This window comes from Paenibacillus sp. J22FR5, assembly GCF_059691975.1.
The window spans coordinates 120,594-141,831 of record NZ_JCAUAN010000013.1 but is presented as its reverse complement, the minus strand read 5'-3'; the positions used below and the strand labels follow the sequence as shown (position 1 = coordinate 141,831).

Below are 21,238 nucleotides of genomic sequence, written 5' to 3'. Positions count from 1 at the left end.
TTTCAATTTCTTAAGAAATCTTTCATATAATCCCAGTAAAGTTGCATAAAACGTAATCCCAATAAAATATTTAACTTTTCTGAAAGATATTAATCGATGATAGGAGCTAAATAATGACGGAGGCTCTCGATCAGGCAGTTGCGGTCCATTTGGTATTTATATTCAGCTCAAGGGACTAACATCATCATCATCATAAATATCATCATCAATAATAAAGATACACCTATCATAGTGTGTTAGAAAGTTATATAGTATACCAATTTATGCGTAAAAAAAGGAGCTACATTGGTTTATTTCTTCCTTCATTCCCTTACCACTAAATTACTTTTGTGCTGCAGCGCCGCTAAACGTCAACCATTATTTATTGACACCTATAATTTTAACTGATATATTTCAATAAACCATACTATTCCTATATGAATTAAAAAAATTCGGAGGTGTTTCATTCTTATGAAACCATTGAAATCCCGCAAACCCTTGCAAATAGCCATTTTAACAGCTGTCCTCCTATCCTCAGTAAACACATTAAGCAGTGCGGCTGCAGCGAGTGATTCAACAGTCTCATACAAGCAGTTTTTGAATGATCAGTATGCCATCACCTTGTCAGACTCCTTATCAAAAGGCGATTTCGTTATCGCAGTGAACCGCATCTTGAAAGCGGAAGCGAAAGATCAAACCAATGCATTTACAGACTTACAAAAGGACAGTCCTTATTACAAAGCAGCGCTTGCTTTACACGAAAAAGGTATTCTATCCGAAGGCAAGCTGCAGGGTGATCAGCCGCTTACCCAGCTGCAGGCGACTTTCATAGCTTTAAAAGCCTCCGGCTTGAAAGAACTCGCCTATACCTATCCCAAGGATAAAATCAAGGCCGCTCTGGCTAAAGTACATATTGATTACGATCAAAACAATCAATTAACGCTGCAAGCCGCCCAAGAGCTGGCCGCCGCAATTGATACTGGTCTTGTCTCTTCTGGTTTCGAAGCGGATGCTGCGGCTAGCCAAAGCTTTGCTAGCGAACTGCTTGGTAAGATTCTGACTTTCAACGGACAATACAAGCATTATATTGGAACGACTTCCGATGATGATATTTTCCGTAAAATTAACGATGCCTGGCGTACGGAGGATCTAATTTCATCAACAGATTTGCGTTCTGTCTTCGATGAAGCCTTGAAAAAGAATCTCATTACCGGCTACAACTTGAAGGATTCTCGTTTCGATGCAAACTTTGATCCAAAGCAATCTCTCACCTATGGACATTCTGACATTACGCATGCAATTCAGTTAATTGGATTGATGCGCAGCGAGAACATCCAGGCGAAAGTACAGTTGGAGCCCAAAACATCTGCCTTCATCTATTTGAAAGAATGGGGCGAGCCGACACAATCCGATGATTATCAAGTCGTCCAAATCGAGAACGGCAATTTCATAGCCTATGCCAAGGAATACGACATTGAGTTCGAATTCGATAACGCTGAGCAAAAGAACAAGTTCCAGCAGGTCATTTTCCAATATGCTAAAAAGAACAGTAATGACCAGACAGGACTCATTTATTCTTCCTGGTGGCAGCCACTCTACTATTCATTATCCGATGTGAAAGACTATAAAGTGATTGCTAACAATAAAGTCAGTAAAGGCCATTATTATGCACAGTCCTTCTCACTAAGCGATAAATCTGACGAAGTTGTTACTGGCCTAAAGAAAATCAACGCCAGCTTGAACGTCGACTCCTATAAGTTCTGGGTGGACGAACCCTTCTACAATTATCTGCTAGGTGATTATAAATAAAAAATAAAAACAGTTGCCCGGGACCTATTCTCCCGATCAACTGTTTTTTATATACAAGCATAATTCAGAATTCAATTTCATAGATGTCCAGTGAAAATAATGTATTAGACTGGGATATGCTGATCCAGCGCGCCGCTCATTGTGGTTAGAAATCATCAGGTTCTTAAAAATATGTGGTAGACTGGCTTGAATATAGAAAAAGCGGTAGCCTTACCGAAAAATAAATCCTAGACGCCGCTTTTATTGAACTCTCGTTCTGCGTTAGCGCAATTCAGAGTCTCAATCTCACCATGAATAATAAATATAATATAACAGGTAATCCTATAGCAGATAGTATTGTGATTACGGTACGTACTTTTTTCTCTTCTCGTAATATAAACGCTAAAAACTTATACCCTAAAATACCAATCAATCCACCCAAACAATTTAAAATTATGTCATCAATGTCTGATGTTCCGATGCCTAAAAGCCCCTGAGTGATTTCAACAGATAAACTCACAAAGAATATAAACAACTGATTGGTTATTACTCTTTTGTCCTTTTTGAACAATGACAAATAAGTACCAAGAGGAATAAGAATAACTATATTACCAACCACATTACTAAAAGCGAATTTTTTTATAGTCGCAGAACCGCCAAGTATATATTCCTTTATACTATAAAAAGGAATAAGATTGATTGACCTATTTAAAGTCCTTTGACTATTAAACATCTCCAAAAATGAAATTCTTGATAAGAACAATAATTTAATTAAAAAAACTATGTAACAAATGAAAACACCATATAAAATGATTGTTTTAATTCGTTCTCGTTTATTCATAATACCTCCATTTTTCATTTCATCCCTGTTTATTCTCTGACGTTCAGTTTATAAATTAAGTTCACGGTTATACGCTCTTCTTCACTACAAACTCAAACAATAATTAGAGAATTGTGATAAATTTCCTTCCTTATTTCCATGAGCATTACCACGTTCTCCTGCCCGTTAACGGGGTGAAGGGCTGCCACGGCAGCCCTTCACTGTTTAACTATTGTGACCCGTTAGTTAAATTAATTTGTTGTCTGTTTTTATTGAGTGTCTTCATCGCTTTTGTACTCCAAAATATCACCTGGCTGACAATCCAAAGTCTTACATATCGCTTCTAATGTTGAAAAACGAACCGCTTTTGCTTTCCCATTTTTCAGAATGGAAAGATTCGCCATAGTAATTCCAACCCTTTCCGAAAGCTCCGTTACGCTCATTTTTCGTTTTGCTAACATCACATCAATATTAATAATAATTGCCATATGCTCCACCTCAGACAGTTAAATCATTTTCTGATTTTATATTAATAGCTTCTTGTAAAAGTCTTTGGAGAACAGCAGCAAAAACGGCGATCACCATAGAGGCGAAAATAATGACCAATCCCATTGGTATGAAACTTGGAGGGTCAACTCTCTTCCCCATGAGATAGTAGAGTGGCATACCTAGCAGGTACAAGGTACTGATTGTGATGGCACAGTATTTTATATTCTTTAAAGCTTTTACCGATAATTCCGAGAACGCTTGGTTCTTATCAATATAGCTTAAAAGTTTAAAAGCTTGATACAGAGCAAAGTAAAAAGGAATCGCTGCTGCGTACATATCGATTAAAACGAGAGATTTCATATAAGCCGTTTCTGGATACAATTCTCCAGCAAAATTCCCAATCTTAGGCACTAAAAATATGCACAAAGCGAGAATTGGGATTCCAATAAGAATAACAGCTATCTTCAAAAAGAGTGTTTTTCCTCGTTTCATAAACTGCACCTCACTTATTTAATGTCAGTTTTTACTTTACAACAAAATTTATCGTTTTACAATAATTTAATATCGTTTTTTTATAAAAATAAAAATTGAATATGGTTCTATACTTTGAGATATGTAATATTCAAATAAAAAATCTCTAAGTGTTTGAGGGAACTTCAGATCATCTTTTTCTTTATCTTGTTGCAAAGCCGCAATTATCAATGAAATATCTATCCATTCAAACCCAATCTGTGCAACATCATTCTGTAAATGACTAATCTTATGTTCAGCATCAAATGTACAATAAAAGATGAATTCAATAGCATGCACTTGTTTAACTAAAAAAGAATACTCGTGATTGTTAGAAATATATTCTCTAACACAAATCAATTTATCAATACCAGTATTAATATTTAATTCTTCAATGCATTCGCGTAGAATAGTGTCTTTCATTGTCTCGCCTGATTCTTGCCCGCCACCTGGTAATGTGTAGTAAATACCTATATTATTAAGCTTTTTCTTAATAAAAAGTATCTTATTATCGTATAGAAAGTCTTCAATCGGATCCGTCGGGAATGGGATCAAGTTCTTGTCATTAGACTTTGACAAGAACTTGATCCCATAAAATACAAAATCCGCGATTTACGCGGCTTTTAAATAGACTATGTTCTGTCACCCGACAATAATAAAAGCTTGATTCGGCAATGTCCTTGGAAAGCTTTTTCGACTTGGTTTATGTAGGCACTTTTGTGTCATTGGACAGCTCATCAGATATGGCGCTTGGCTCATGCTTTCCATGCCTCCTGCGACTACGACTTCGGCATCGCCGAGCCGTACGGCACGTGAGGCCAGCATGATTGGTACGAATCGCGCTGACGATAACGACTTCTTTATTCATGTGTTCTCCCCTTTTGTTTTGCATATACTTCATTAATTAGCAGCGGAGACACAGTGTAAGCCGCCTCGGTCTTAGCAGCTACCTCTTCCAGAGTGGCGTTAGGCTGTAACTCTACCAGAATCATGCCATTCTCGTTAAAGTCAAACACGGCCAAATCCGTAATAAGACGGTTAACAACACTTTTTCCTGTTAGTGGAAGTGTACACGCTCTTTTAACTTTTGATTCACCGAACTTGTTGACGTGCTCCATGATCACGACAATACGTTTTGCCCCGCTGACGAGGTCCATCGCTCCGCCCATCCCTTTGACCACTTTGCCTGGAATCATGTAGTTGGCAAGGTCGCCATTCTCGGCTACTTCCATACCGCCAAGAATCGCCAGCTCCACGTGGCCGCCGCGAATCATAGCAAAAGACTCTGCACTGTCAAAGTATACAGCCCCCTGCATGGCGGTAATCGTTTCTTTGCCCGCGTTAATCAAATCTGGATCCTCTTCGCCCTGCACCGGGTAAGGACCGATGCCAAGCAGCCCATTCTCGGACTGAAGCATCACGTGGACATCCTCCGAAATATAGCTTGCAATCATGGTCGGCATGCCGATCCCTAGATTCACATACATACCGTCCTGGATTTCTTGAACGGCACGCATTATGATTTTTATACGGTCATCACTCATGTCGTAGTTTCCTCCTTCGCAAGCATTAACTTATACGCTCCGCACCTTGAGGCGCTCAATCAGTTTGACGTTGCTGACGCACTTCACAACGCGCTGCACATAGATACCCGGCGTATGAATCTCATTCGGATCCAGATCTCCGACGCCTACTATTTCTTCCGCTTCCACGATCGTAACTTTGCAGGCAGTTGCCGCGATCGGGTTAAAGTTACGGGCAGTTTTTCTGAAAACGAGGTTGCCTAGCGGATCCGCTTTCCATGCTTTGACTAAGGCAAAATCGCCAACGATGCCCCGTTCCAAAATGTATGTGCGTCCGTCAAACGTCTCATGCGGCTTGCCTTCCGCGACTAAAGTGCCTACCCCGGTCGCTGTATAGAAGCCTGGAATGCCTGCACCTCCAGCTCGGATTCTTTCCGCCAGCGTCCCCTGCGGTACGAGCTCCACTTCCAGCTCGCCGCTTAGGAACTGCTTCTCGAACGTTTTATTTTCACCGACATAGGAACATACCATTTTCTTGATTTGTTTGTTGGCTAGCAATAGGCCAAGTCCCCAATCGTCCACGCCGCAGTTGTTACTGACCACGGTTAGATGATTAGTCCCTTGTACTTTCAAAGCCTCTATAAGCGTCTCTGGAATGCCGCACAACCCGAATCCCCCAACAACCAGCGTGGATCCATCCCGAATATCCCGTATGGCTTCCTCCACAGAATGAATAAGTTTATTCATCGCTGTCCTCTCCTTTTTACCTTACACATAAATGATTGAGAAACCATTTTTTATTAGGTTAGTAAACGAAGCCAATTTACTTAATTCATTCAATTCTTCTTTAATCGGTAATTCTAATTGTTTCAATTCAAGTTTGGACGCAGCTAATTCAAGTAACTCTAACCGTAATAGCCAGTCATTGGGATAAGAACGATGAAGTTCATGATAAATGTCACCAAGCATTTGAATACATTCGTCGGTGAAGGTGTTTTTCACTCTTATTGTTGCAACTTTCTGATATAGAATTTCTAATTCGGTTAGAGAAGAAGGCGGCTCTTTCATAAATTCAGCTTGCTGAAGGGTCGTACTAAAGTAGGAAGCAGGGTCAGCTGCACCAGGATATGCTGAAACAATTCGCGATCCAACTGCCATATCATAAGTGCCCCATTCCTTCTTAAATAGCTCATTTCCATCCAACGTCACCGTACAATCCTCGAATGAAATTAAGATTGCTTTTTGATTATTTGTTATGATACTTATAATTCGCCCAGAAACGCTTATACCGCTAACGAACAAGATATCAACGAAGTTTCCTTCAACCATACCCAAATTTTCAAGTGCTTGAACATCGCACGCTTCTAATGCAATATTTCCTTGCAGCATGCCAATTGGAGTACCAAATCCTTTGGCATGATAGTCTCTTCCATGTCCTTTCAATTGTTGGTTATTAACAGTAAGAGCTGTTTCACCTGTTGTATTCACATAGATCGCTTCACCGTTCTTATCCTTTACAAGAGCATGGACGATACCTGTTACGCTGATACCCGAATTGAATTCGAAGGTGGCAACACTTCTCGAGCGCAGCGCTTTCTCTAAACTTTCCGTTCCGCCAACTCGGAATGCCATCGTATTCGCTAAAGATTGGGCGCCTTCCATTAATTCTTCAAAGCTTTTACAAACAAATAATTTAGATTGCATCTCTGTCACAGTTTTTGGGCTCTCAATACACGCTTCAACGGAGTACGGCAATTTCTCTACCGCATCTGTAAAGCAATGCTTGCTTTCTCCAACGGAAGACAATAAACCGGCGCCGTAAATTTTCGGATTATTCATGTCCCCTATCAGTCCATATTCAACCGTAGCCCAGAATAAACGGGATAATTTCTCTGCTTCCGACAATCCGATGATCGCATTTTGTTTTTCCTCAACTAATTTTTGGGCAGCCGCTGTTTCTTCAACCGTTGATTTTGGATCCTCCTTGACTATCGTTAATTGCCGAAGCGCCTCGAATGCTTCTCGTCTTTCCTTCATGGAAAAAGCTTTTGCGCCGATCGAGCCGATTGTTTGCACATACGACCTATATTCCGGATCAAACAAGATGGGTGCATGCCCTGCCGCTTCATGAATAATGTCCGGAGCAGGCGTGTATTCAATGTTAGTTAATTTTCTGATTTCTGTTGCGATAGGTAAAATTCCGCTCGCCAGCAGTTCATAAAATACAGAGCCTGGGATAAGTCCATTTACAATAACCGCGCCCCATCCAATTTTCGAAAGACACTCATTCATCTCTGACACACGAGGTATTTTCTCTGTTTCAATACCTGACTGTAATAGTCCGTCTACAAATGCAGAGTGAGCTTTATGATATAAGGCATGATGATTCTGACGCATGACATAACGCCACACGGCATGATCAATGGGTGTATACCTATCATAATGTTGCTCTTTTATATATGGTTTTAAATGAGTCGGAATTATTTTCATTTCAACAACTCCCTCTTCTTACTCATTCGCCCTCTACTATGACAGTGTCCACTTTCCTGCGGCTCCCCGGCTATTTTTGAACCCAACTGTATGGATAATTTTGATCCTCTAATTGTGCAGCTCCTTTCACCACACGTAAAGGACGGAAGGTATCAATCATAACCGCTAACTCTAAAGTCTCTTTTTTACCGATGCTGGCTTCAATTTTTCCAGGATGCGGTCCATGAGGAATTCCTGACGGATGCAAGGTAATCGAGCCTTCCTTAATGCCTTTGCGGCTCATAAAATTGCCTTCGACATAGTAAAGCACCTCATCACTATCCACATTGCTATGAAAATACGGAGACGGAATGGATTCCGGATGGTAATCAAACAATCTCGGAACAAACGAGCAGACGACAAAGTTATTCCCTTCAAACGTTTGGTGAATCGGTGGCGGCATGTGAATTCGACCTGTAATCGGTTCAAAATCTCCGATGTTGAAAATATAAGGGTACAAATATCCGTCCCAACCTACGACGTTAAGTGGATGATAGTTGTAGGTATGAGAGTGCAAATACCCTCTGGTTTTGGTTCTAACCTCAAATTCGCCGACATCCGTATGGCTTTCCAAAGTTTCAGGGAGCCGAATATCTCTCTCACAGAAAGGGCTATGCTCTAGGAGCTGTCCATGCTCGTTTCGGTAGCGCTTCGGTGTGCTTATCCAACTATTCGTTTCTATGCTTAAAAATTTTGATTCACCTGGCTCCGGAACGATTCGATAAATCGTGCCCACTGGAATCACGATATAGTCCCCTGGACGGTAGCTGAGTTTACCAAACATAGACTCAACTTTTCCCGTCCCTCGATGAACAAACAACAATTCATCCCCGTCTCCGTTACGATAATAATAATCCATGGTTTGCGTCGGATTGGAAACGGATATTAAAATATCTTCATTTCCAAGCATGTAGTGCCTGCCGTTTATCGCATCTCCTGTATCTAAGTACTGTCCGGCCAGGAAGTGCCTGCATGTCAACGCTCCTTGTTCTTCGAACTCTAGCTTGAAGGGAGCGTAGATATCGGCCTTAACGATGTCCGTCGGAGCGGAATGATGATAAAGAGTAGACTGTATGCCCGAGAAACCCTTCGTACCCATGACCTGTTCCCGGTACAAAGAACCATCTTGTTTCTTGAACTGCGTATGTCTTTTCTTGGGAATTTCACCCATACGGTGATAAAAAGGCATGTTACCTTCCTCCTAAGAGTTTTCGTGAGAAAAACTTTTATCGCCAATAAGAATTTGTTCTTCCGAGTACCGGAAACTTATAAATTCTTATGTGGAAAGAAAACTTGCTTCGTAAGCATCAGCTTAGAACGGTCGGCAGCACACGGCCGGTCACCTCTCCGAACCCGACTCTGTAGCCGTCTCCCTGACACCAGCCGGTCATCGTTAAACAGTCGCCATCCTCCAGCCAAATACGTTCATCACCATTATCCAAATGTAGCGGCTCACTGCCACGCCATGTCAATTCCAACATGCTGCCTCGCGAATCCTTATCAGGACCGCTAATCGTACCGGAAGCCAACAAATCCCCGGGCCGTAAATTGCAGCCGCCTATCGTATGATGAGCGATCTGCTGTGCCATCGTCCAATACAAATAGCTGAAGTTGCTGGCTAAGATACGGTCCGGTCGCTTCATGGAATCGCTCTGCAAAAAAACCTCTAACTGGATATTGAAAGAACCCGGAGTGCTCTGCCGCAAATATGGAAGCGGTTCTGGATCCTGCTTCGGAGCAGGAACACGAAATGGTTCCAATGCTTCAAGAGGCACGACCCATGGCGATATGGAGGTAGCGAAATTTTTAGCCAGGAATGGTCCTAGCGGTTGGTATTCCCATGATTGGACGTCCCGCGCGCTCCAATCATTTACGAGTACAAGCCCAAATATATAATCTTCGGCTTTTTCAATCGAGACCGGCAGACCTTGTTCATTTCCTGTTCCTATCAGACAGCCCACTTCCAATTCGAAGTCCAGCTGACGGCTCAATCCGAATATTGGCGCAGCCGAGTCCGGCGGCTTCATCTGTCCTTGCGGGCGACGAACATCCGTGCCGCTGATAACTATGGAGCTGGCTCTCCCGTGATAACCCACGGGCAGATGCAGCCAATTCGGCATAAGCGCATTCTCCTTGCCACGGAACATGCTGCCAACATTAGTTGCATGATCTTTTGAAGCATAGAAGTCCGTATAATCGCCAATCTCTACAGGCAGCAGCAACTCTACCTCGTTTTGAACATACATGGCTGTGCCTCGTAGTTCTTCATTATCACGTAATGCCGGTTCTTCCGCATCCAGCAGCCGCCCAATGGTTGAACGAAGCTCCTTCCAAACTGGACGGCTAAAGGACATTAACGCATTCAATGACGATTGACTAAAAATGTTTTTACCGGACACTGCCGTCTGGTCAAAACAGCCGGCGGTGTCTAACACGGCCAGATCCAGCACATAATTCCCGATTGCAACGCCGATTCGCGGTAGTCCGCCTTTAAGGGGACGGAATACACCATATGGCAGGTTTTGTATAGGAAAATGCGAATGCGGCTCCACTTCAATAAAAGAACGGACCATGCGATTAACTCCTCTGCTCCAGTAATTGAAATTCTCGCATCTCGTCACGCGGTTCGTCGAAACTGCAGCTCCCATAAGAGCTTAATCCCTCATTGCGATAGGCCTGGATTTCACAAGAAGTCATAGAGAGATGCCTCCAATGCAAGCCGTCACTTGAAAATTTGAAACTATCCGGATGCTCGTCTTCAATGATTTCCGCGATTTTCTGAATCTCCAACTTGTGCGAGTTTGCCAATAATCCCGCAAAAAACACATTAAGAAATCCATGCATCTTCGTTTTTACATCATTGCGGTACATGCGAACAGGATGATGCAGCCCTGCTGTAAATTTAAGTGTGAGATCTCTGTCTCTGCACCCTGCCAGAACAAAGGCAACCTGATTAGCTGTAGGAAATGCTTCGGCCGTAACGCCTCCGGTTCTTAGTTTTATACCAAGCCTATATCCGCTTGTTTCATTATATGCAGCAATTTCATTTAAACTAGCAATCATTCTTGTTTTCCAATCCACATTTAACTCATGTGTCAATTCGCAAAATATCTGCAAGCCAAGCTCTGATGTCCCTCTTCCGATCGCCTCTAGAAGATGATCTTGTAAGGAAATCGGAGGTAACGGCAAATCGAGTACATCAATCCGGGCTACTGCTTGATATTGATTCCTAAACGATTGAATCTTCTCGAAACTTCCCGTCAACAGCTCCATACATTCATCGGCTTCTCGGCTTCGATTCCCAATGACGGACAGCATGAGTTGATTTTCTTTTGAAAACTTAGGCAAATAAGGGACTAACTCGTGCATCCGTGTGACAGGGATGATAAATTTACCTAACATCCAGCTATCTTGATCGAGACTATATACTTGGTAATTCCGGATTGCAGCTTCAATCGGCAGCCCTGCCGGAGGAAAAAGTCCTGCATAATCAATTAGCTTCTCCATAAAAAGCCGAACGCTCGGGTACATCTCCGCGCCTCCTAAGATTACAGGTTCCCACGACGGGCCTGTTCTCTTTCAATCGATTCAAACAATGCTTTGAAATTGCCTTCGCCGAAGCCTCTTGATCCTTTGCGCTGAATGATTTCAAAAAATAAAGTAGGACGGTCTACGATAGGCTTTGTGAAAATTTGCAATAAATATCCTTCATCGTCACGATCAACCAGAATCTTATTTTCCTGAAGTTTTTGAATGTCTTCATCGATCGTACCTACCCGGGCGGAAAGCATTTCATAGTAGGCATCCGGAGTGTCAAGAAATTCTACGCCGTTAACGCGAAGCTTTTGCACGGTATCCAAAATATCGTTGGTCAATATCGCTACATGCTGAACGCCCGCGCCATGATTAAATTCAAGGTACTCTTCAATCTGCGATTTGCGCTTTCCGGTTGCCGGTTCGTTCAGAGGGAATTTAATTCGTCCCCCATTATGCATGACTTTCGACATGAGTGCCGAGTACTCCGTACTGATATCCTTATCATCAAAGTGGATCATTTGCGTAAAACCCATGACGTTCTCGTAATAGGAAACCCACTCTTCCATCTGTTCCACATTTCCAACAACATGATCGACGCCAATCAGGCCCGCTTCCTCATAAGGAATCACATGGTCAACCTGATGATAACCAGGCATAAAAATCCCCTTGTAATTCTTTCTCTCCACAAGCGTATGCACCGTATCGCCGTAAGTTCCTATAATTGCTTTTATAACTATACCGTTTTCATCCGTTAAAACTTGCGGCTTTAGAATCGGGATAGCCCCTCTGGAGATAGCCTCCATGTAAGCCTTTTCAACGTCTTCTACACGAAGTGCAATGTCTTTTACTCCTTCGCCATGCTTTTTCACAAAATCGCTGATCGGATGATCATCTTTCAACGAACCGGACACGACAAACCGGGTTTTCTTCAGTTCGAGCACATAAGAAACTCTATCCCGCTGTCCGGTTTCCAACCCTGCATAAGCAATAATCTTGAATCCAAAAGCTCTGCTTAAAAAGTAACTTGTTTGCTTAGCATTCCCAACATAAAATTCGACATAATCAAAGTCATGAATCGGGAAGAAATCCTGCTGCTCTTTGTTTTTGTTCAAAGCTTCCTTTTTCATAATTTATTACAGCCTCCTTGGGAATAATATCCTTTTCCTTTATTTTGAGTATAGTGCGATTTAAAAAATCCTGCAAAAACATACGACAATGTATACACGTATCGACGCACATCCGCTTTAACCTGTTAAAATGCTTGTAGAGTGCCATTTTCGTCCTTCTAAAGCATATGAATTTATCGTTCAAGATGACAAAGACAAACTGAGAAAAGCTGCCCCTTAAGTTAACAATCTCAGTTTTGAGGCAGCCTTTTTTGTGTTGACTTTAACTAAAGTGTTATGGTACGTGTAACTTCCCTGAGAGGCCATTCGGATCAATTTGTGGAAAACAAACAGAGAACAATGTGGATGTATCCTCCTAGTTGAATCTATTAATGATGGGTGATGCTGTTTATCTGACAGAACCATTATGTTCGATTAGAAAATCCTACGGACAGTTAACAAAACTGGTGCAATCAAAAATCAGATCTTTTGGAGATTGGATAGATTTTATACTAGTTCCAATACTTCCGTTAATGTAACAAAAAATCTTTAACCAGATCAGGCGGGAATGAGATCAAGTTCTTGTCATTAGGTTTTGACAAGAACTTGATCCCATAAAATGAAAAAGCCGCGTATTACGCGGCAATTAATGAGCTAATGTTCTTGTCAACCCTACATCTAGTAAATCTGCAATTTTTTGCGGGATTAACTTTCTTCCCTTATTTACGTCCTTCTTCTAAATGATTATATTTTATTCCTCTTCTACTTCCTCAAGTTCCGCTGTGTCAGTCGTTTATAATATGAGCTTATCTGTATCAAAAACCAGAATTGTAGGGAACTCCTTTATTTCAAATGCTTTTTTTACATCTGGAACATCATACATACTTGATATATTCTGAACTTTCTCCATATTCATCCGTTAGTTCAATCATATCCTAATTTTTCTTCTCGTGTTATGCCTCAGTGCGCGTTCTGGCCATTCAAACAGAATAAATGATCGCCGTTGCTGGAGTTTTGGAAAAGTACAGCTATTTATCGCATCCTCCAAATCAAGTATCTGGTTACTCAACAGGCTTGAGTTCACACATTTTCATACCAGCTTTTTTGTTCTTGGTACATGCGGTAGTATTCTCCACCTTTTTCCATTAATTCCCCGTGTGTTCCTTGCTCTGCAAGTTCTCCGTTTTTTAATACAATCACTGTATCTGCTAGTTTAACCGAGCCTAGGCGATGAGTAACAATAATGGCTGTTTTGTATTTGCAGAGTTCTGAAAAACGTTCGTAAACTTTTGTCTCCTCAAGTGGGTCAATGGCGGCGGTAGGTTCGTCTAGGATCATCAATTCGCTTTCTTTGAAATAACCTCTGGCCAATGCTACCCGCTGCCATTGGCCGCCAGACAAATCTATGCCGCCAAAATCTCTGGCCAAAACGGTTTCGTATCCGTTGTGAAGGTTTTTCAAGTCATCATCAAAACCTGCCATTTTGCAATATTTGTCCAAGTCCGAGACTTCATAGGTTTTGGCAATATCACTGATGGATATATTTTCACCCAGGGGCATTTTATATCTTGTGAAATTTTGAACCAAAGCAGATGTTTTTCTAAACAAACTTTTTAACGAAATATCCGCTGTTTTATCATCTCCGATAAAAATTTCACCCTCTGTTGGAAGGTAAAGCCCTGTAATTAGGCGACACATGGTAGACTTGCCAGATCCATTTTCGCCAACGATTGCCACAGTTTGCCCTTTTTTTATGGTTAGATTAATCTTAGACAATGCCTTTCTGTTTGAATTTGGATATGCAAAAGATACATTTTGAAGGGTAATATCGCCATAAGAAATATCCTTGTCCTTGCCTTCTCGTTCTGGATAATGTAAGTATCTAAAAAAATTCTGGATTGCTGGTAAACCTTTTACCGATTGCCCAATTTCATTTTTAAAAAATCGTTGCAAGATTTCGTACAATGAGCCAAGGGAAGCAAAAATGGCTACAAACTCTCCAAGAGAAATCTGTTTTTGGAGAACAGAGGTAAACAGTATATACAGAATGACTCCATACCCGCAAATCGTTATGATGTTTAATGAAGTCCGCAAAACATTTTTACGTATGCTGGTCTTAAGTGAAATTGAATTGATTTGCATTTGGGTATCAACAAACAACTGTTTAAAGTAACTAAAAGCACCTAAAAAGCGTGTTTCTTTAAAATATTCAATGTCCATAATACATTTCTTGTAGTGTTCGTTTTCCCGTCGATAAGGTGCAGTTTTATCCTCCAACGAGTCGTATAATCCTATGCTTACAAAGTGTGTAAAAAAAGCGGGCACGAAAATCAGTGGGATGATCCACAAAAAAAACGGTTTAATAGAGTAAAGATAATAGGAAAGATAAATAAATGCAGGTATTTTAAAGAAAACAGTGCTCATTAGCACACTGCCTATTCCAAATACTAAATTATCCTTACCTCTGTTTGCTTTTTCAATGTAATCGTGGAGTCCTGTATCCTCATAGTCGGAAGGCGAAATCCTTGCAGCTTTTTCGTTAATCTTTTTGTGGAAGTGGATATTTGCTCTTTGAAAAACAATATTCCATACTACCCGGTCAGTTCCATTTGCCAACTCAACAATAATTTTTGCTAATCCTAAAAATATCAGTGCTTTTACAGTTTCATTGAAAAATATTAAGCCTTTTGAAAGTTCTGTTGCAGAATCTAAAAATTTCGCAGTAAGCTGGGGCATGACTCCAAAACCCATCCCCTCTACTAACAGCAGCAAGCTCAAAAAGATAAACAATACAGGTGAACACTTGACAATGGCAATCATCACCTGAACAATGACATAGAAAAGGCTGATATCTTTCATATTATTTTTCATCAGCATACCACCCCTTCTGACTTTCATACATGGTTGCATAAATACCATTTATTCTCATTAGTTCATCGTGATTTCCTTTTTCTTCAATCTTTCCATCTCTTAGTACCAATATTTCATTAGAAATTTTGGCCGCTCCAAGACGATGAGTGATTAATATCGATGTTTTGCCTTCGCTAATACGCTTAAATGCTTGATAAACCTTGCTTTCTGCCATTGGATCAAGTGAGGCAGTCGGTTCGTCCATAATGTAAACAGGTGCATTAGAATAAAGGGTTCTTGCAATCGCTACCCTTTGCCATTGACCACCCGAAATATCCGAACCTTTTGTTCTTATCGTACCTAGATCTGTATCATAACCCTTTGCGAAAGTATTCTCGTGCAAATCCATAGATTCAAGACATTTTTTTATTTTATCTGAACTATTTTCCAAAACATTTCCAAGCATTACATTTTCCTTAACGCTAACATAGTACTTGGCATAATCTTGAAAGACAATTGAAAACATCCCCTTTAGTTCAGGTAATTTGTAATCTTTCAGATTTTTCCCATTAATGAGTACGGTGCCCTCGTAATTGTCATACATTCCTGTAAGTAGTTTGGTTATCGTTGATTTTCCCGCCCCGTTTACACCCACAAATGCATAATTGATTCCTTTCTTAATCTCAAAGGAACAATCCTTGAGTATGTATTTCTCTGTATTGGGGTATTTAAAGGTTACCTTTATAAATTCGATAGAGTTAATTTCATTGATAGGTATTGGCTCGTGGGAAGCATTTTCTTGCTCATCAAGCATCAAAAAATCTTGCACATCTCTCACATATTGTGAGCCCTCTACCAATTCACTTATTCTGTGAGAAAGGCTCCAGCTCAAGGATGAAATCAGACTAAATATGATGTTTACCAAGCCAATAAACATTCCTATGCTTAACGCACCTGTTTTCAGAGGGAAAAGCAATAAACCAATCATAAAGACACACCTTTGGACTTTGCTGCATTGAATTTTGCAATTTCCACTCGTTTGTTTACACTTGTTGTTTTCAGTTTTACATATTTTTGATTTAAAACTTTAGTAAATCCGAAGAGGGCACGCTCTTCAGTAAACTCCCGTTGATACAAAACATTACCATAGTAATTGGCAAGTCTGTCAATAAACGAAAATTCTTTTGAAACGGTATAGGTAATTCGCCCAGCTTTGATGGAAACAATCGCAATGGGAATGATTAAGAGGATAATAACGATGGCCAGTTTCCATTCAATTGTAGCCATAAGAAAAATGGTTGAGGCAATTGAAATAGCGATTACAAAAAATTCAATGATCGCCGTAAAATACTTACTAAAATTGTCTTGAGGAGTAGGTTGGATACAGGTACGTAAAATCAAGTCCCATGTTTTAGGATCTTCCACATTTTTATATGAAAGTCTTACACACTTGTCCGTTAATGCACTAACATATTTTAATGAAATAGCATTATATTGCATTGTACTCAGCACGTCTTGAACAGTTTCATTAACATAAGTATAGATGATAACCAACATGATTCCGATTATTGGCCCAAATATGGCATTGTGGTTTTCACTGCCGTTAAATATAGCTAAAGTAGTGTTGATAAAACTAGCATACAAAAGGGCTTGTATAGCTGGCATTACACCTCGAAGAAGATTGTTGAAAGAAATAATTGAAGTTGCAATAGGCGAACAACGCAGAGCAATTACAAATAAATCAATGATATTTCGGTACTTTATTTTTACCATACTATTTCACCTGACCTTTATGCTCGATGTTCCCAAGCTATCTTATTTTTAGTACTTTGTTCATTCATATTAGTCGAATCTCCCTTCATATTAATCTATTCTGATTTCCTGTCTTGACAAGCATGTTTAACGAAAGAAACCGCATACAATTCTAAAACAAAATCCATGATACCATTTATTGGAACATTATGCCATATCGTTTCGCTTCAAATGTAACTCTACTAGCTCATGGATATGATATATGTCTCAAAATTTAAATGAACCGAATTTCATGAAAAGAGCAACACGAAGTGTAGATACTCGTGTTGCTCTTTGTTCTAAGATGCAGACTTCTTAACGACAGGGATCCAGATTTCCATTTCGTACATATTGTTGCCACGATCGTAAGTCATTTCAAACTCGGGACCGTTTGCGAATTCGTAATTAGAGCTCGGAAACCATTCTCCCCAAATACGCCGCCACAATTCATGAATACCGCTCTGTCCGTCAGGGTAGTGGCCGGTTGGGAAAATCGAGTAAGTTTGAGGGGAATTTGAAGCTTTTCAACCCGGCAAGCTACTTTGGGGTAAGAAATAACCGATCATGTAGGAAAATTGCTCGCCTTGGTGGTTGTACAATACCGAATGAATCTGGCCATTTCCCCCCAATCCCGCGGCGGCACGAATTCGATCGACGATTCCATCGGAAACACACTGGGTTCAAAATGCAGGTACTTCAACAAATGGCTGCTCAAATGAATCTCCAGCGTCATTGATTACACGATACGCCGAACATTTCAAAAGCTTGTCTTCCCTCTATTCTGTAGTTCATCTCCATATCTCCTCGAATCGAAATATGAAAGGATAACCGAGGATAGGCTTTGAGTGAAACGCCTTTGTCGCGCGCTGACATTGGCATCACTCCATGCATTTTTTTGAACGCTCTGGAAAATGCCTCAGGTGATTCGTAACCATACTTCAAAGCGATATCGATGACCTTTGCACCGCTTTGTTGCAGCTCAAATGCGGCAAGGGTCAGCCGCCTGCGCCGAATATATTCTGAGAGCGGCACATTGGTTATGAACGAAAACATCCGATTAAAGTGGTAAGTTGAGCAACAGCAAATTCTAGCCACTTGATCGTAATCAATTTCTTCAGACTAGTGTGATTCGACATATTCCATTGCGCTATTCATGCGGTCCAGCCAATCCATTCAGATCCTCCTTTCAAGTTTGATTATAGGGGGTGGCAGGAAATGGAACCTTGCAATCTTTGCACAGAAATATCATGTTCGATATTGCTTTTATAAAATCCTCTATATAGGTATGTACTTAATGTAGTCTACCTTGTTACAACTTGCCGTTACAGACAGCGCAGAGAACCTTATCATAAATACCACCACGTTCTACTGCCCGTCCCCCGGTTTAATCGATGGGCTTCCAACTTCCTACAATCCTTCGTGAATGAGATAATGTTCTTGTCAACCGGTACCGGTAACCAGTACATATTCTTGGCCTCGATCGGCAATCGGAACAAATTCTTGTCTTTGAGAAATGACAAGAATTTATTCCGATAAAGTAAAAAAATCCGCAATTTCTGCGGATGCTTACCGGTCTATTTTCTTGTCACTTGACAACGGCAGTCGTAAGCTAGTCTGTTCACCCCCTACTTACTACTTTCCAATTTTGTTAATAGATGCATGCCGAGTTCCCCATCCCCAAGCTACCGGCTCCTCCTCCATCCACTTCTTCATACTATCTACAGGATGAAATCCTGCGAATTCATGAGTCTGAGTGAGGAAACTGAATCATTTCGAGGGAGCGTAACGCGGCTGTAACTTGTTTCATTTAGCAGTTGTTTCATTTCATGTAGCGATATTCCAGGAGATTCTTCAAATTTGAGATTTTCTGCAGCAGCTTCTCCCCGACATTGGTTTCCCTCACCAGCTTCCGCTCCAGTTCTTTGTCCACCAGCCTTTTTACAGACAATACGTCCGTTCCGTTACATAACACATCTTCTTTTGAATTAAATTTCTGATGGGCAACGAGCTGCATGCCAAAGGAATTATACAACAAGGTATATCCGGCGATGCCCGTTGTGGATTGATAGGCTTTGGAAAAACCGCCGTCAATGACAACCATTTTCCCGTTTGCTTTAACGGGGTTCTCTCCACGAATTTCTTTAACTGGCGTGTGGCCGTTAATGATATGTCCATGATCCGGATTCATATCAAACTCCAGCAGGATTTTCCGGCAGATTTCCTCATTTTCACGCAAATGGTAATAAGGGTTCTTTCTCTCCTTATAGGTTTCTTTATCTTGGATAAAGTACCGTTCAAAGGTGGTCATTTCTCTCTTTCCAAAGAGCGAGGAACATTCCCCTGTCCAGATGTACCATACCATATCCGTAGCCAGATCATCCGTCTCTTCCGGATGCGCAAAGGCGTAACGTAAATAATATTCAAAAACATCGAGCAGCTTACGGCCCGAATACGTCTTGTCTTCAATCTGCATTTCTTCCATGTTTCCTTCTTCATTTAAAGGAATACAGCCGTGAAATAACAAATTCCCGTTGTATTTTAAATAAAGGCTGCCCTTTTTCATAAAATAATTCATATGTCTGGCCAGCTTTTCGGAATGCTGAACGGAGAACAGCAGCTTTTCCATCACCTGCTGTTCTTCCTCCAGCAATTTTTCAGGCTGCTGCGGATTTACGGTTGCGAAACAGGTGTTTTCCAGCGGGTAAGTTTTACCGTTGATCTTGATTTCAGTTTTGTCGTAATCGATTTGCTCAAGCAAAAGCCTTTCAGACATATTAAAGTATGGGCGTCTCTTGATAATAGGGATTTCAAGCTTAAACTGGATCATGGCAATGGCTTGATGAATTTTGGTAATCTGCAGGATTTCCTGCTCCGAACCGTTATGGTCGGTCTGCAGCTTCGGTCTAAAGGCCGGATTGTCATCATAGTATTTCTCCGCCAAGTTCAGCAGTGGGCGAAGATTGATTCCATATACGTCTTCGATGATGTCCAGATTGTCGTATCTGGCGCAGATTCGGATAATATTCGCAAGGCAGACCAGGGAACCCGCATAGGCGCCTATCCACAGGACATCATGGTTCCCCCACTGAATATCTACAGAATGGTAGTTGATCAGCGTGTCCATAATTTTATCGGGGTCCGGCCCGCGGTCATAGATATCTCCGACCACATGAAGATGGTCAACCACCAGGCGCTGGGTCGTATAAGCAAGGCCGATAATGAGCTTGTCCGCCTGGCCCAAGGAAATAATTTGCCGGTATATCTCCTCATAATAAGGGTCCTTATTGTTGGTCGAATCCGTCTTGTATAGAAGCTCTTCTACAATATATACAAACTGCTCCGGCAGAGCTTTACGCAATTTCGAGCGCGTATATTTGGAAGAGGCATAAGAAATGAGCTTAAGCATTTGTTCAATCGTTTGTCTGTACCATCGGTTCAAGGCTTGTTTATTGCACAGGTCTCCTTTAACCAGCTGTATTTTTTCTTCCGGATAATAAACTAACGCAGCAAAATCATTGATTTCATGATCCGTCCAAACCTCACGGAACAAGGCTTTGATTTTCTCTTTTACGGTACCCGAACCGTTTCTTAGTACATGCTGAAAAGCCTGGAACTCCCCATGCAAATCACTGACAAAATGCTCAGTTCCCTTGGGAAGATTGGAGATCGCTTCAAGGTTGATGATTTCTGTTACTACTTTTTCTTCCGTATCATATTTCTGGGCTAATAAATCTAGAAACTGCGCATCCAAAACAGATGTCCCCCTTCAAGGAAATATGGTGATGTATAAGAGGTTTTTTAAATGGGGCTAGCCGCGTACCTTTAAGCTTAGTGTAAACAGTAAAGGGAAAAACATTAGGTTTTAGATTTCCCTGAAATTATTGGAGTAAGAATATCAGCTTTCCCCTCTCCAAATCGCTCCCTATAGTCCATACATACTCTCTGATAATACAAAAACAGCTCATCTTCAGCCGCGAGTAAGAATCTATTTTGATCATTAATAAAACTCGAATAAGCATCTATCTGATCATCAGTGAAATCCCCTTCTTCTGACCCGTCAATGCTCAATATTACATTCCTTGAAACTCCAAAAATGGTTATATCGATTTTTCTATGCCAGTGATAGTCGAATTCAATTTTCCCAAAAACTTCATGGTTTAAACACCCGTTTCATAAGTTTATTGATTTCATCTTATCATAGATAACTCCCGTTAACGTACGAAGCTGCCGAGCGCAGCGGCAGCTTCATCTAAGTTGAGTATTGAGCTAAAGTTCTGCGTTAGTTGAGCAATCTAATTGAATTATCCAATTTATGA

The 21,238-nt window shown here is 40.9% G+C and carries 19 protein-coding genes and 1 pseudogene; 1 reads left to right on the top strand and 19 read right to left on the bottom strand.

Annotation, left to right across the window (positions count from 1 at the left end; all coding sequences use genetic code 11):
* The first annotated feature begins 450 nt into the window (after positions 1–450).
* The gene (locus AC58P7_RS18195; protein WP_497345250.1) at positions 451–1,788 is read left to right on the top strand and encodes an S-layer homology domain-containing protein; all 1,338 of its coding nucleotides are present in this window, start codon (positions 451–453) and stop codon (positions 1,786–1,788) included.
* A gap of 271 nt (positions 1,789–2,059) precedes the next feature.
* Here AC58P7_RS18195 and AC58P7_RS18190 read toward each other — a convergent pair whose 3' ends face one another.
* From AC58P7_RS18190 to AC58P7_RS18100, 19 genes and pseudogenes are all read right to left on the bottom strand, one after another.
* Positions 2,060–2,608, bottom strand: coding sequence for a VanZ family protein (locus AC58P7_RS18190; protein ID WP_497345249.1), 549 nt, complete (start codon positions 2,606–2,608; stop codon positions 2,060–2,062).
* Positions 2,609–2,856: 248 nt separating this feature from the next.
* A complete protein-coding gene (locus AC58P7_RS18185) occupies positions 2,857–3,075 on the bottom strand; it encodes a helix-turn-helix domain-containing protein (protein ID WP_004434885.1) in 219 nt (72 codons plus the stop codon).
* A 10-nt stretch (positions 3,076–3,085) separates the two neighbouring features.
* Positions 3,086–3,568 carry a DUF2975 domain-containing protein gene (locus AC58P7_RS18180; protein WP_171690456.1) on the bottom strand — a complete coding sequence of 161 codons (483 nt, stop codon included), beginning with the start codon at positions 3,566–3,568 and terminating at the stop codon, positions 3,086–3,088.
* A gap of 66 nt (positions 3,569–3,634) precedes the next feature.
* Positions 3,635–4,165, bottom strand: a complete 531-nt coding sequence (locus AC58P7_RS18175; RefSeq protein ID WP_497345246.1) for an NUDIX domain-containing protein — start codon at positions 4,163–4,165, stop codon at positions 3,635–3,637.
* A gap of 156 nt (positions 4,166–4,321) precedes the next feature.
* Positions 4,322–4,414: pseudogene (locus AC58P7_RS18170) on the bottom strand (thiolase family protein); the annotation flags it as partial.
* A 32-nt stretch (positions 4,415–4,446) separates the two neighbouring features.
* The gene (locus tag AC58P7_RS18165; protein ID WP_497345244.1) at positions 4,447–5,130 is read right to left on the bottom strand and encodes a 3-oxoacid CoA-transferase subunit B; all 684 of its coding nucleotides are present in this window, start codon (positions 5,128–5,130) and stop codon (positions 4,447–4,449) included.
* A gap of 30 nt (positions 5,131–5,160) precedes the next feature.
* Positions 5,161–5,856, bottom strand: a complete 696-nt coding sequence (locus tag AC58P7_RS18160; protein ID WP_497345242.1) for a CoA transferase subunit A — start codon at positions 5,854–5,856, stop codon at positions 5,161–5,163.
* A 21-nt stretch (positions 5,857–5,877) separates the two neighbouring features.
* On the bottom strand, positions 5,878–7,599 hold the full coding sequence (locus AC58P7_RS18155; RefSeq protein WP_497345240.1) for an aromatic amino acid hydroxylase: 1,722 nt from the start codon (positions 7,597–7,599) through the stop codon (positions 5,878–5,880).
* 70 nt (positions 7,600–7,669) lie between these two features.
* A complete protein-coding gene (locus AC58P7_RS18150; RefSeq protein ID WP_497345238.1) occupies positions 7,670–8,827 on the bottom strand; it encodes a homogentisate 1,2-dioxygenase in 1,158 nt (385 codons plus the stop codon).
* A 118-nt stretch (positions 8,828–8,945) separates the two neighbouring features.
* Positions 8,946–10,211 (bottom strand): fumarylacetoacetase, encoded by a 1,266-nt coding sequence (fahA, locus tag AC58P7_RS18145; RefSeq protein ID WP_497345236.1) that lies wholly within the window; start codon positions 10,209–10,211, stop codon positions 8,946–8,948.
* Between the two features lie 4 nt (positions 10,212–10,215).
* A complete protein-coding gene (locus AC58P7_RS18140; RefSeq protein ID WP_497345234.1) occupies positions 10,216–11,169 on the bottom strand; it encodes a hypothetical protein in 954 nt (317 codons plus the stop codon).
* A gap of 17 nt (positions 11,170–11,186) precedes the next feature.
* The gene (gene hppD / locus AC58P7_RS18135; RefSeq protein WP_497345232.1) at positions 11,187–12,302 is read right to left on the bottom strand and encodes a 4-hydroxyphenylpyruvate dioxygenase; all 1,116 of its coding nucleotides are present in this window, start codon (positions 12,300–12,302) and stop codon (positions 11,187–11,189) included.
* Between the two features lie 1,059 nt (positions 12,303–13,361).
* Positions 13,362–15,152: an ABC transporter ATP-binding protein gene (locus AC58P7_RS18130; protein WP_497345230.1), complete on the bottom strand. Its 1,791-nt coding sequence runs from the start codon at positions 15,150–15,152 to the stop codon at positions 13,362–13,364.
* Positions 15,142–16,119 (bottom strand): ABC transporter ATP-binding protein, encoded by a 978-nt coding sequence (locus AC58P7_RS18125; RefSeq protein WP_497345228.1) that lies wholly within the window; start codon positions 16,117–16,119, stop codon positions 15,142–15,144. Before AC58P7_RS18125 ends, AC58P7_RS18130 begins: the two co-directional genes overlap by 11 nt.
* Complete coding sequence (locus AC58P7_RS18120) at positions 16,116–16,904, bottom strand: hypothetical protein (RefSeq protein WP_497345226.1); 789 nt, start codon at positions 16,902–16,904, stop codon at positions 16,116–16,118. The genes AC58P7_RS18125 and AC58P7_RS18120 overlap by 4 nt, the downstream gene beginning before the upstream one ends.
* Before the next feature lie 317 nt (positions 16,905–17,221).
* Positions 17,222–17,368: a GyrI-like domain-containing protein gene (locus tag AC58P7_RS18115; RefSeq protein WP_497345225.1), complete on the bottom strand. Its 147-nt coding sequence runs from the start codon at positions 17,366–17,368 to the stop codon at positions 17,222–17,224.
* Positions 17,369–17,651: 283 nt separating this feature from the next.
* Positions 17,652–17,975 carry a helix-turn-helix transcriptional regulator gene (locus AC58P7_RS18110; protein ID WP_497345223.1) on the bottom strand — a complete coding sequence of 108 codons (324 nt, stop codon included), beginning with the start codon at positions 17,973–17,975 and terminating at the stop codon, positions 17,652–17,654.
* A 766-nt stretch (positions 17,976–18,741) separates the two neighbouring features.
* Positions 18,742–20,673 carry a fructose-1,6-bisphosphatase gene (locus AC58P7_RS18105; RefSeq protein ID WP_497345221.1) on the bottom strand — a complete coding sequence of 644 codons (1,932 nt, stop codon included), beginning with the start codon at positions 20,671–20,673 and terminating at the stop codon, positions 18,742–18,744.
* 104 nt (positions 20,674–20,777) lie between these two features.
* Positions 20,778–21,059, bottom strand: a complete 282-nt coding sequence (locus AC58P7_RS18100; protein ID WP_497345302.1) for a DUF6985 domain-containing protein — start codon at positions 21,057–21,059, stop codon at positions 20,778–20,780.
* Between the last annotated feature and the right edge of the window lie 179 nt (positions 21,060–21,238).